This is a genomic window from Ruegeria sp. AL11 (genome assembly GCF_056540865.1).
In genome coordinates, this window is sequence record NZ_JBQFXO010000002.1 from 86,337 (window position 1) to 98,704 (window position 12,368).

The 12,368-nt window shown below is 54.8% G+C and carries 14 protein-coding genes; 4 read left to right on the forward strand and 10 right to left on the reverse strand.

Features of this window, described 5'->3' with window-relative positions:
- Window positions 1–13: 13 nt before the first annotated feature.
- The 10 genes from ACR0IP_RS04050 to ACR0IP_RS04095 form a co-directional block, all read right to left on the reverse strand.
- Window positions 14–685: a c-type cytochrome gene (locus ACR0IP_RS04050; RefSeq protein ID WP_480524306.1), complete on the reverse strand. Its 672-nt coding sequence runs from the start codon at window positions 683–685 to the stop codon at window positions 14–16.
- Window positions 686–723: 38 nt separating this feature from the next.
- Window positions 724–2,049, reverse strand: coding sequence for a c-type cytochrome (locus ACR0IP_RS04055; RefSeq protein ID WP_480523969.1), 1,326 nt, complete (start codon window positions 2,047–2,049; stop codon window positions 724–726).
- Window positions 2,033–3,295, reverse strand: coding sequence for a sulfite dehydrogenase (soxC, locus tag ACR0IP_RS04060; RefSeq protein WP_480523971.1), 1,263 nt, complete (start codon window positions 3,293–3,295; stop codon window positions 2,033–2,035). The genes ACR0IP_RS04055 and soxC overlap by 17 nt, the downstream gene beginning before the upstream one ends.
- A 24-nt stretch (window positions 3,296–3,319) precedes the next feature.
- Window positions 3,320–5,017 (reverse strand): thiosulfohydrolase SoxB, encoded by a 1,698-nt coding sequence (gene soxB, locus ACR0IP_RS04065; protein ID WP_170380048.1) that lies wholly within the window; start codon window positions 5,015–5,017, stop codon window positions 3,320–3,322.
- Window positions 5,018–5,104: 87 nt separating this feature from the next.
- The gene (gene soxA, locus ACR0IP_RS04070; RefSeq protein ID WP_170380047.1) at window positions 5,105–5,950 is read right to left on the reverse strand and encodes a sulfur oxidation c-type cytochrome SoxA; all 846 of its coding nucleotides are present in this window, start codon (window positions 5,948–5,950) and stop codon (window positions 5,105–5,107) included.
- A gap of 70 nt (window positions 5,951–6,020) precedes the next feature.
- Complete coding sequence (gene soxZ / locus ACR0IP_RS04075; RefSeq protein WP_170380046.1) at window positions 6,021–6,350, reverse strand: thiosulfate oxidation carrier complex protein SoxZ; 330 nt, start codon at window positions 6,348–6,350, stop codon at window positions 6,021–6,023.
- Between the two features lie 34 nt (window positions 6,351–6,384).
- Window positions 6,385–6,801 carry a thiosulfate oxidation carrier protein SoxY gene (soxY, locus tag ACR0IP_RS04080; protein ID WP_170380045.1) on the reverse strand — a complete coding sequence of 139 codons (417 nt, stop codon included), beginning with the start codon at window positions 6,799–6,801 and terminating at the stop codon, window positions 6,385–6,387.
- Window positions 6,802–6,847: 46 nt separating this feature from the next.
- On the reverse strand, window positions 6,848–7,324 hold the full coding sequence (gene soxX / locus ACR0IP_RS04085) for a sulfur oxidation c-type cytochrome SoxX (RefSeq protein ID WP_170380044.1): 477 nt from the start codon (window positions 7,322–7,324) through the stop codon (window positions 6,848–6,850).
- Window positions 7,325–7,455: 131 nt separating this feature from the next.
- Window positions 7,456–8,034, reverse strand: coding sequence for a thioredoxin family protein (locus ACR0IP_RS04090; protein WP_480523974.1), 579 nt, complete (start codon window positions 8,032–8,034; stop codon window positions 7,456–7,458).
- Window positions 8,035–8,048: 14 nt separating this feature from the next.
- The gene (locus ACR0IP_RS04095) at window positions 8,049–8,789 is read right to left on the reverse strand and encodes a cytochrome c biogenesis CcdA family protein (RefSeq protein ID WP_480523976.1); all 741 of its coding nucleotides are present in this window, start codon (window positions 8,787–8,789) and stop codon (window positions 8,049–8,051) included.
- A gap of 80 nt (window positions 8,790–8,869) precedes the next feature.
- On the opposite strand from ACR0IP_RS04095, the gene ACR0IP_RS04100 reads away from it, so the two are divergent.
- The 4 genes from ACR0IP_RS04100 to mgrA all read left to right on the forward strand — a co-directional run bounded on the left by ACR0IP_RS04100 (window position 8,870) and on the right by mgrA (window position 12,229).
- The gene (locus ACR0IP_RS04100) at window positions 8,870–9,244 is read left to right on the forward strand and encodes a hypothetical protein (RefSeq protein WP_480523978.1); all 375 of its coding nucleotides are present in this window, start codon (window positions 8,870–8,872) and stop codon (window positions 9,242–9,244) included.
- Between the two features lie 100 nt (window positions 9,245–9,344).
- On the forward strand, window positions 9,345–9,653 hold the full coding sequence (locus tag ACR0IP_RS04105; protein WP_170380040.1) for an ArsR/SmtB family transcription factor: 309 nt from the start codon (window positions 9,345–9,347) through the stop codon (window positions 9,651–9,653).
- 42 nt (window positions 9,654–9,695) lie between these two features.
- The gene (locus ACR0IP_RS04110; protein WP_480523980.1) at window positions 9,696–10,757 is read left to right on the forward strand and encodes a YeeE/YedE family protein; all 1,062 of its coding nucleotides are present in this window, start codon (window positions 9,696–9,698) and stop codon (window positions 10,755–10,757) included.
- Window positions 10,758–11,197: 440 nt separating this feature from the next.
- Window positions 11,198–12,229: an L-glyceraldehyde 3-phosphate reductase gene (mgrA, locus tag ACR0IP_RS04115; protein WP_480524308.1), complete on the forward strand. Its 1,032-nt coding sequence runs from the start codon at window positions 11,198–11,200 to the stop codon at window positions 12,227–12,229.
- Window positions 12,230–12,368: the final 139 nt, after the last annotated feature.

Below are 12,368 nucleotides of genomic sequence, written 5' to 3' on the forward strand. Positions count from 1 at the left end.
CCCTTGGGCACTTTCATTCTGGATTATTGAAGTAGGCGGCCAATGCCGCGATCTCGTCATTGCTCAGCCGTCCAGCGATCATTTGCATGACCGGATGTGGCCGCTGTTTGTCCTTGTAAGCGTGCATGGCGACCACGAAGTCTTCGTCAGGCCAGTACACAATCGAAGGAATGCCCTCATCGCCTCCTTCAATCTGGTGGCATGTCGTACATTCGCTGCTGAGATATGCGCCGTACTCAGGATCTCCTTGAATCGCGAGAATTGCGGGGTCGATCGAATGATCCGTGCCTTTCGCCGTTGGGTCTGCTTCCGGGATGTCCTGAGGATTGTCAGAAAACGCCCGCAAATAGGCGATCACGTTGGCGCGGTCTTCCGGGTCTTTCAAACCGGGAAAACTCATCCTCGTGCCCGACGCAAATGCGCGTGGGTTTTCAATGTAGGCGGACAGAGTATCAGCGTGCCATTCCAGACCCGAGTTACCCGCACGCTCTAGGCTTTTTGAGTAATTGAAACCATCCAGACCAGCAGCCTTGCGCCCAAAGACACCATTCAAATGCGGCCCGATTTTGTTTTGGGCTCCTTCGCCCACCTGATGGCAGCCTTTACACTTGGCGAACACTTCTTTCCCGGCTTCGGCGTCGCCGAGGCCTTCGGTGGCCTGGGTCGATGGAGCAACAGCAACCATAACCGCCGCGCAGGTCAAAATGTTCAACCACCGCATGATCAGCTTCCGAACGACTTGAGGTAAACGATCACGGCTTCAATATCGTCTGGTTTCTTAAGTCCTGCAAAGGACATGCGTGTGCCCTTCATGTAGTCCTTGGGTTTTGCCAGGAAAGCCGCCATTTCTTCTTCGGTCCAAACAAGACCTGCCTCGGCAGCTGTTTTCATAGCTTTGGAGTATTTGAACCCTTCAACCGACCCTGCGTTGGCTCCGATAACCCCGTTCAGCGCCGGACCCGTACTGTCCTTTGCACCGTCACCAACCTGATGGCAGGATTTGCATTTCTTGAAGACCTTTTCACCGGCTGCGAACAGTTCCGTAGTCTGGTCAGCCTCGTCGATTTCCTGAACAGCCGGTGTTGCGGCGGCTTCTTCCTCAGGTTTTGACGCTGCGGCTGGAATGAACGAGGGCCCTTCCGCCGTGAACGTCGGTAACCCGTCCGCACTGGCTTCATTCATGACCGAATTCGAACCGCCTTCTGGTGGTGTCTCAACCAGAAAGACAGAACGCATAGTAACCGCGGCCTCTGTCTTGCAGTTTTCCATGCAAGGTTCCTCTCGCCATTCCGCGTATTCCGCCTCGGGTCGAACATCGACGACAAAACCGTCCATATTGTACATCTCGAAATCGGCGAAGTTTTCGTTGCTAAGAACGAAGTCGTCATCCACCAGATCATTGGAATAAAGGATGTAGGCGACGATTGCGTAGGTCTCATCCGCTGTCAGCGTGCCCGCTTCACCAAACGGCATTGAGCGGGAAATGTAATCCCAGGCGGTCGACAAATGCGGCCAATAAGACCCAACGGTTTTCACAGGATCTTCGTCGGCAAGTGTGTCGAAACCGCCGGCCAGAACAGGCCAATTGTCGGCGCCTTCGGCGAACTCACCGTGACAGGACGCACACCGGTCGACAAACACTTCTTCTCCGGTCCAGACATCTCCTGATCCAACTGGCAAGCCACGCCCGTCGGGCAACACATCAACGTCCCAGGCCACGATCTCTTGCTCCAGCGCGGGGCGCCCAAGCCCGTATGTGCCCTCGTTGTTGGGCGCAGGCGCTGTCAGGTTCATCCCGTTCGCGACCCGATCGGCCGCTGCAGTCTGGATTTCTTCGACCTTGGCCGCAAGTTCGGCTGCCCGGATGGACTCTGCTTGCGCGGTTTCCTGGGCTGTAGCTGCGTGCGCCTCAACTTGACTGATCCGGGTTTCCAAGGTTTCTATCTGCGATTGGCCGTAGTTCCGGTTCGCAATAGCCACTGCCGCCGCAAGCACCAACGCCGTGCCGCCGAATACAGGCAGGAAAACATGACTAAGAGACTTCGACATTCTCGGCGATCCCTTCTGCGCTCACGTACCAAGTCTGGATACAGTTGTTATGGTAGACCGAGTTTTCTCCGCGCTTTTCGCGTAGCTGGTCTTTGGTCGGCTGCACATAGCCGGTCTCATCTATCGCCCGGGCCTGTAACAACATCGGTGCTCCGTCCCAGTTCGTGTCGAGATAGAAGCGCGTCAAAGCCTTGCTGTCGCCCTGCTTGCCAAGACGCGCCGTCTCCCAGGTGATCCCACCGTCCTTGGACACATCGACCCGCGTAATTTGCCCGTGGCCTGACCAGGCAAGTCCGGAAATGACCAAAGGCCCCGGTCCGTGTTTGATCGGCATTTGCGGGCTGGGTGAGGTGATGACGGATTTTGCATCCATCACCCACGTCCATTTCTGGGCTGTGCCATCGGCGTAGACATCAGTGTATTTTGATGTTTCTTCGCGGCTTTCGACCGCCATATCGACAACCTCAATGCGGCGCAGCCACTTGACCCACATGTTGCCTTCCCACCCGGGAACAACCAGTCGCACGGGGTAACCATGTTCCATGCGCAGTGCTTCACCATTTGCCTTGAAAGCCACCAACACGTCATCCAGTGCTTTTTCCATCGGGATGGAGCGGCCATTGGATGACGCATCTGCGCCCTCAACATAGACCCATTTGTCTGGTGAGATATCGGCACCCGCTTCCTGCAACAGCGTACGCAGTGGAACACCGGTGTATTCCATGTTGTGAATCATACCGTGCGTAAATTGGACGCCATTGAGTTGCGCACCCGCCCACTCCATACCGGTATTTGCCGCACATTCGCAGAAATACACATGGTTTTCGCGCGGGAAACGCTCAATGTCGTCGTAAGTAAACACAAGCGGGCGATCGATCAGCCCGTTGATCATCAGGCGATAGTCTTCTTTGCGCAGCTCAATCGCGCCCGAATGATGACGCTCAAAAGCGCATCCTTGCGGAGTGATCGTGCCATCAAGCGCGTGGATCGGCGTGAAATTGATCGACGAAATCGGAGAGGCGGTCAGCCATTCCACATTGCGGCGCACGACATGGGATTCAAAGCTGATTGGCATGCCATAAGGTGACTCATCGACACCGGCGCCCGTGTAAGACGCCCAATCCTGAAGCTCTGTTATCAGCGGATCGGGCGTGTCTGCCGCTGCCGCACCCGCGACTGACCCTGCGGCGACCGCAGCACTGCCTTTCAGGAAGGCCCGGCGGGACGGTTTGAACGCGTCATCCATATCTCTTAGGTCTCCATCTGTTTCTTAAGCGCCGACAACATCGACGCTGGTGTTCTCTTGCACCGTAACGGTGCCAAGGTTGCGAATGTGGTTTTCGACGACATCCCAGATCGGCGGACCCTCGGTGCCTTCGTTGACACTGGCCCAACCAGCCACGACGTAGGTTTTCGATGGATCAATCGCCTCACCGGTTTTGAGCAGGGTCATTTCGCTGATCCGCTGCCCTTGTGGTTTGGTCACATCGATGCGGTAGCCAAGCCCACCGACCCGGACCATATCGCCGCCCTGCTGGTAGTAGGGGTCGGAATTGAACAGGTTGTCACCGACATCCTCGAGGATCACATGGATGAATTCGCCTGACATTTCCGTGCGATAGGCATTGGGATACGACATCGATGTGACGTTCCAGATGTCCTCGCGCGTGATATCTTGTCCCGGCAGGATTGACGGCCCCCAACGGACGCCAGGCGACATTGCGATGTCTGCCTCACGCTCATTGATCAGAGCATCGCAAATCAGGTCATCCCAAGTGCCGTTAAAGTTGCCGCGGCGGTAGAGCAACGAATCCGTTTTGCCAATCACCTCACTCAGCGCAGCTTCATAAGGCGCGCGCTGATCATTTATCAGAGCGGTGATCGCAGGATCAGGAGCGATGACGTCAGAGAAGATCGGGATCAGCTTGTGCTTCAGCCCCATCAACTGTCCATCTCTCACGTCGAGATCGACGCGGCTGACGAATTTTCCGTTCGAGCCAGACGCGATGATATGCGTTTGTCCGACCAGGACCGGCTCGGGAAGTGCGTCATGGGTGTGACCGCTGAGGATCACGTCGATCCCTTGCACCTGACCTGCCATCTTCTTGTCCACGTCAAAGCCGTTGTGGCTCAGGACGACAACGACATCAGCACCGGCATCGCGAACCTCGTCGACCATAGCCTGCATGTTTTCATCCCGGATACCGAATGAGTACTCGGGGAACATCCAACCTGGGTTCGCGATTGGCATGTAAGGAAACGCTTGCCCAATAACAGCGACCTTTGCACCGCCCCGATCAAAGAACTTATAGGGTTGGAATAATTCTGCAGGTTCGTCCCACTCGGCATCAAAGATGTTCTGACCCAAGGCTGCAAAGGGCAAACCTTCGACGATTTCGTTAACCCTGTCGCTACCTAAAGTGAACTCCCAATGGAAGGTCATAGCATCGGGTTTCAGCGCGTTCATGACATTGACCATGTCCTGACCGGCCGTCTGATAGCAGGTGTAGGAACCGTGCCAGGTATCACCCCCGTCCAACAGCAGCGCATCGGGGCGGTCAGCACGTATGGCGTTGATGACAGTTGAGACGCGGTCCAATCCACCAACCCGACCGTATGTCTTGGCCAGCGCAGAGAAATCATTGTAGGTCAGCGCATAGGCCGACGGGCTTCCATCTTCGATCCCGTACGCCTTGCGGAAAGCCGCCCCTGTGACATGCGGCATCTGCCCTCGCGCATCGCCAATACCAAGGTTTATCTCAGGTTCGCGAAAATAGATCGGCTTGAGTTGCGCGTGAATATCGGTGACATGGATCAAGCTGATATTGCCGAAGGTCTCGAACTCCAGCAATTGATCCTGCGTTAGGCTTTGTTGCGCAGCGAGCCTGGACCAGTTGCCAAACCCGGACGCCCCGTACAGAGCCGAGGCTGCCATTGAAACCTGCAAGAAGTCACGTCGAGAAATCATCTATCAGCTTTCCTATGACACATATAAATGTGTGAATGTTATATGCATGAAAAACCCGCGCAGGACAACGCCCGCGCGGCTCGTTCGTTATTGGCGTACTGCAGGAGTTTCGACTGAAAGCCCGTTGCCACGTGAGGCCACGTAGAGCTCAAGCGCGCGAAACTCGTCCGATCCTTCCGCAAAAGTTTCCGCCCGCGTATCGCGAATACAGCCGCGGAAACGATTGTGGCGCGAGATCAGCTTGGCCTGTTTCAGACGATAAGTCGGGAACCCGTTGATCATACCTTGGCTCAGGTGGTCAGCACGGATCATGTTGCCCCAGTTGTCTTCATGACAATTGGCACAGCTCAACTCCAACTGACCATAGCGGGTATAATACATCTCCTTACCCTGCTCCCAGTACGGGGCAGCATCGCCATCAATTGCGACATTCATTGGCAACCCACGTGACTGCAGACCGATCAAAGCGACCATGCCTTGCATATCGCCCCCGGACCATTTCCAGGCATCCGCTTCCATGCGGTCCGTACGACACTTGTTGATCAGATCTTCCATGACGACCAGCTTGCCGGTTTCGGCATCCACCTTCGGCATGGACGCCTGCAATCCCTTGAAGCTTTCCACCCCATCGTGGCATGAGGCGCAGCTCTCGCCAGCGGCACCATCAACGGTCTCGAAGAGATCGGCGGCCTGATCGACGAAGATCATTGCAGGATTGTCGAAGTCATCAATTTGAAGCGCTTGCGTTTCATCCGTGCGGAAATGCCAACCCGAATAGATCGTGTCCAAATTTTCCAGATGTGCCGGAGCTTCAGTGACCGAGGTCATGTCCAGCTCATCATTGATCGTGAGATTGTCTTCGTCCGGTCCAGCCATCGCTGCAGCCGGGACAACCAGAATTGCCGCGATCGCCGTAATTGCCTTGGTATTCATTGCGTTCCTCCCTTGGTGGATCAGCGCCAATTCCTCGGACCCGCGCTGATCTGCCTTAGTCGTCGAGCCGTCAGGCGATCTCGATCGTTTTCTTCTCATCGTAGACAGAGCCGTCATCATCGTACCAGGTGAAGACAAACTCACCGGCCTCGGGCACAGTCGCTTCGAACTGGAAGTACGGGTTGGTCGAAATCGCCGGCTCCATCGTCACATCAACCACCATTTCTCCGTTAAACTCGCAGGTGAAACGGTTGATGATCGAACGCGGGATGACGTTGCCTTCTTTGTCCTTGCGCTGGCCGCTTTCCATCTTGTGGCTGATCAATGTCTTGATCGTAACGGTTTCTCCAGCAGCGGCTGTCTTTGGAACCTTGACGCGGGGTTTTACACCGGATGCCATTGGTTAGTCTCCTGTTCTTCAGGGCGCGTGGCGATCAGCCGCCGCAGCCGCCGATTGTCACTTTTACGGTCGCGGACGCTTTGGAAAAGCTGCCATCTGCCATCTTCGCCACGGCAATGACATCCTGCGTTCCGGCAAGACGAATACGGGTTGATGCGGCTTGTTCAGCAGCCAATGGACCGAAATTGAAAGTTGCAACGCCCGGTTCGGGGTTACCTGCAGCCACGATAAGAATTGCAGCTGCGCCCGGAGCACTGACTTCGATTGGTACGGTGTTGCCGTTTTCTGCGATTTCCGGTGCGGTCAATGTAACACCGCCGTCAGCCACATCTGCACCGCCTGTAAATGCCGCGATGGCATCTTCAGCAGCTGCATTTGCCCGAAGCGGCATAATTGTCAGGAACGCGGCGCCCAGCCCTAGGGCCAGTGTCTCGCGGCGAGAGAGTTCCATTTTCAATCTCCTTTGAAACTTCGTGAATACACGCCTAAAAGCGCGACTATTCCTCTTTCAGGGTCGCAAGAAACGCGACCACGTCCTCGATTTCCTGCGCTGTCAGGATCGACGTCAAAGGCGCGGTTGGCGCTTTTCCGGTATAGGCGTCGCCCGGGCGGATATAGCCGTCATCCTTGTAGAAAGCTGGCATCACCGTGCCTTCGAATGTCATCTTTGCGTTTGCGACCAACCCGCGAAGCTCTGCTTCGGTCCAACGATCACCGGCACCATCCAGCATTGGACCGACTTCACCGTGGAACGGGATGTCCGCCAAAACCGTGACCGCGTGGCACGCAACGCAGTTGCCTTTTGACTTGTCGCCAACGATGAGCGCGCCATTGGCCGCGTCGCCAGCGGCACCGGTCAACGAAGCCTCAATGGCACCATAGTCGTCATAGGTTACGTCCTGCGGGTCTGTATCTGCCGCATATGCAGCAACGCCCGTCATTGCGCAGACCAATGTTAAGAGTCTCAGCTTCATGATCCCTCCCATTTGCTAACGCGCCGACGGCGCCTTGCGACCCAAAGCCTCTGTGTACCGTAGTCGACGAGTACCGCTTGTCGCAACATTAAATTCATAATAATGAATTTTTTTATTTATAACGGCAGCGCTCAATCTTGAGAAATATTGTTTCGCTCTTGAATGCGCCGCGCATGATACCGTTGGAAATCTTCACCGTTATCAAGCTCATATCGCTTTTCATCGACCCAGGTGAAAAGGTCTAAGGTTGTTCCCTTTGAGAACGCTCCGGGCATAACAGCGACCGCAGCATCGATGGCTGTCGCGCCCTCCGGCACCTCTTCCGGCAGAAAAACAAGCGTCGGGGTAAACAGAATCCCCCATTTTCGCATCAGCGCTCTTTGCTCATTTTCTTCCCCGTCAAAGTCGGTAGCGGTGGTGCTGCCATGCAGATCCAGTTGGACGACAAAGAAATTCTCTTCGATGAACGCTGCAAGGTCAGGCTGGGGGAACACCTCTTCATGCATTTTTTTGCAGTAGATGCAGCCTTGTTGCTCAATAAATAAAACCAACCGCTTGTCCTCGCTTGAGGCCTCTTCAAGATCCTCTCGGAGGTCTTTGAACGTGTCGCGCATCCACTGTGTTTTATGCAAACCGTCGTCGCCCAGCTCAGCGGCGGAAACTGTCCCGCCGATCAGACACGCGATCAATACTGACAAAACTCGTTTCATGTCTTCCTCCCGGATTATCCAATGGCTGCGAGCCAAGGCATATGGTCGAGCATCCATTGTGCGATGTAGTTGATGGAATTGGTTGCGATGAGGATGCCGAAGAGCACCAGAAAGCCACCCATGGCCTTTTCGATGAGGGGCAAGTGCTTTCTGAACTGCGCCATCCATTGCATGAAAGGGCGGACCAGAAAGGCCGCCAGAACAAACGGTGCGGTCATTCCAACCCCGTAGACGAATAGAAGCACCGCTCCACGCCAAGCCGTCTCGGTTCCGGCCGCTGTAAACAGGATCGCAGCGAGCACAGGCCCAACACAGGGTGTCCAGCCAAAAGCAAATGCCAATCCAAGAACATATGCCCCAACAAGGCTTACATTTGATGTCTCACCGACGTCCGCACGAAATTGGCGATACAGGAACCCGATGCGAATGACCCCCAGGAAATGCAGCCCCATCGCAATGATGATGGCCGCTGCAATCCAGCGCAGGATGTCGAAATACTCTCGGACCAGCTGCCCGAAGATCGAAGCTGTCGCCCCTAGCGCCATGAAAATCGTTATGATCCCAGCTGCAAATGCTATCGCAGAAAGCGTTGCCCTGCGACGAACACCGGCGGAAAGTGTTGAGCCCGCAGATATCTGATCAATCCCGACGCCTGCCAGATAGCTAAGATAAAACGGCACGATAGGTAGGATGCAGGGCGACAGGAAAGACAACAGTCCTGCGACCAAAGCTCCTGCAAATGTAATGTCGAGCATGGTCAAACCTGTCCTGGCACGTTATCATTCACATATTCAAAATAGTAAAGATATGCCGCTGCGGTCAATCGGAGCTTAAGATGCGCCACCTATTTCTGCTTTTGCTTGCAATCACGTTGCTCGTTTCTCCGGTGATTTCACGGGCAGAAATGACGCTTCTTATGGCCGAAGAAGATGGATGTATGTGGTGCGCACGTTGGGACACCGAAATCGCGGAGATCTATCCCAAGACGTCCGAAGGACATGCGGCGCCGCTTCAACGCATCGATATCCACGCAGCTATGCCTGAAGGCATCGCGTTGGAGCGGCCTCTCTACTACACGCCGACCTTTGTTCTGCTGGACAATGGTCAAGAGGTTGGACGGATCGAAGGCTATCCCGGCGAAGACTTTTTCTGGGGGTTGCTGGGCGTTTTGCTGCGTGACGCTGGGGTTCCGATTGAGACCTCTGGATAAAACGTGGCCAATAAAATAAACTGTTTCGAATGCGTGAAGCTATGAAAGCGAGGCGATCTTGTTGGACAAATCTTCGAAACTGCCTGTGTTCTCCAAGGACATGTGCGCCGAAGACCTGGACAGAATGATGGAAAATGCTCAGACGGCGTCAAATTTCCTCAAGGCAATCAGCCATGAAGGGCGCTTGATGATCTTGTGCTACCTGTCTTCGGGTGAAAAATCTGTCACGCAGATGGAAGAAATGCTCTCGGCACGCCAGGCCGCCGTGTCTCAGCAACTATCTCGCTTACGCTTCGAGGGCTTGGTCAAAACGCGACGCGAGGGGAAAACGATCTATTACAGATTGGCGGATGATCGATCGACACAGATTCTGGAAGTCGTCTACGATCTATTCTGCAGGGAAAAGTAGAAGCCGCCAAAAATACCCGCCAGCTTTGGGAGGAGACTGGCAATGTTTGAAACATTGGGAGACGCCAACACCGTCGCCCTGATCGGTTTGATCGGTGGCATTGTGTTGGGCTTGGCCGCACGCATTGGCCGTTTTTGCACGCTGGGTGCAATTGAAGACTACCTTTACGCAGATGATGACCGGCGGCTGCGCATGTGGGCAATTGCGATCGGCGTAGCAATTGTCGGCAGCCACTTGGCTATGGCTTTCGGGTGGCTGGAGCCTGTTGAAACAAGGTATCTTGCACAGACCTGGAACCCACTTGGGTCGATCGTAGGTGGCCTCATGTTCGGTTACGGAATGGCCATCAGCGGGAATTGCGGCTATGGCGCGCTGGCAAGGCTTGGGGGCGGCGACCTTCGATCATTCGTCATAGTATTGATCATGGGTCTATCTGCTTACGTTGTCATGTCCGGGCCCCTGGCCTATTTGCGCGTTTGGGTCTTCCCCGAGGAGATGGGTCTTAGTGGCCCCCAAAGCATCAGCTTCCTTGCCGAACAACTGACCTCTATCCCAGCTTGGCTCATTGGCTCCGTTATTGGCGTTGCATTGGTGATTTTCGCCTTGGCAAACCAGCGTTTCCGCCGAACTCCCGCACAGGTGTTCTGGGGATCTGTAGTTGGACTGGCGATCGTATCTGGGTGGCTCGGTACGAATTGGGTGGCGACGCACGGTTTCGACGGTGAGCCAGTTCAAACCCATACCTTCGCTGCGCCCCTTGGCGACACAATATTCTACCTAATGACAGCCTCCGGAAACACTTTGTCCTTTGCGGTAGGATCAGTCTCCGGCGTTCTCATTGGCGCATTTTTGGGGTCCTGGTCGAAAGGTCATTTCAGATGGGAAGCATGCGAGGATCCACGTGAACTCAAGCGTCAGATGCTCGGCGCGGCGATCATGGGGCCAGGCGCGATCATCGCGGTCGGTTGCAGCGTCGGACAAGGTATATCTGCCTTCTCACTTTTGGCCTACAGCGCGCCTGTAACATTCGCTGCCATATTCGCCGGTGCGGCGATTGGGTTGAAACAACTCGTGTCTGGGCTGTCCTTCATAGCTGAGCGTTGACGTCACAGTTCAAACTAGAATTCACGTGTGGAGGACGGTTTCAGTAGTTCGCTCTTGTTGAGAAACCGATCGCTTTTGAAGGCAAATATTCCGCAAACCATGCCCGTTAGCAGTTCGAAAAGTAAGATGACCATCGCGGTCCATGCCGCCGGTGTGTAAGCAAAAGACCCGCAACTTCCGATTTACGCCTCAAAACCTTCCCGTTTGTTTTGCTCTTCGCTGCGGTGTGGTTCACCATAGGAGACATCCGCTGCGTTGGAGAGTTGGCGATGAATGCGAATTATCGGATCGTGAAATCTTTCACACATGGAGCAAGGCTAACCACCAGGACGAAAATGAGCTCGCGTCGATCTTGCTGGAGGTGATCCGTTTGACAGGCCCAACAATCCATTGATTATGTGCGCATGACCAAAGCTCAAAGACCGCCAAAGCCAAAACCAATTCCCTACACTCCGGAGCCGGACCGATATGAGCGGATGGCGTATCGTCGATGTGGGCGATCCGGAGTGAAGCTTCCTGTTGTCAGCCTAGGGCTGTGGCACAATTTTGGAGCGGACTCGACGCACGAAAATAAGCGCGCCATGTGTCGAACTGCGTTTGATCATGGGATCACTCACTTTGATCTGGCGAACAACTACGGTCCACCGCCCGGTTCAGCCGAAGAAGCATTTGGCCAGATCCTCAAAACGGACTTCGCGGATTACAGGGATGAGCTGATCATTTCCTCCAAAGCAGGCTACGACATGTGGCCGGGACCCTACGGAGAGTGGGGGTCGCGCAAGTACATGATAGCGTCCTGTGACCAATCACTTGCGCGCATGGGGCTTGATTACGTAGACATCTTTTATTCCCACCGCTTTGACCCCGACACCCCGCTCGAAGAGACGATGGGCGCGTTGGATCATATCGTACGATCGGGCCGCGCGCTCTACGTAGGTATCTCGAGCTACAACTCCCAACGCACGCGCGAGGCGGTGAAAATTCTCAACGACCTTGGGACACCTTGTCTGATTCACCAGCCTTCTTACAATCTGCTCAATCGGTGGGTGGAGCGGGACGGTTTGCTCGATAGTCTGGATGATCTTGGGGTTGGGTCGATTGCGTTCACGCCGCTGGCACAAGGCATTCTGACTTCCAAATATCTGACCGATATTCCGAGTGGCAGCCGTGCCACGCAAGGGAAGTCATTGCTTGATGGCATGATCAACGCGCGGTCGCTGGCAAGTGTCCGGGCGTTAAATGATATGGCCCAGGCACGTGGGCAGACTCTGGCGCAAATGGCGCTGGCCTGGGTACTCAGAGGTGGACGGGTGACGACCGCTCTGATTGGTGCGTCCCGGCCGGAACAGATCATAGATTGCGCAGGCGTCGTTGATAATCTCGACTTCAGTGCTGACGAGCTCAAAAAGATCGATGAAATCAGTTCGGAAGAAGATATCAATTTGTGGGCGCGGTCGTCAGAAACAGAATGACCATAATTTGAACGTACGCAAAACCCTGGTTCTTTGAGGCTTACGATCTTTGGCGGATTGAACGTTTTTAGTTCGGCCTACCTGCTAACATGAGCCATCGGCCCAATATGTTCATTGGCCAAAGAACCACTCTTCTGCA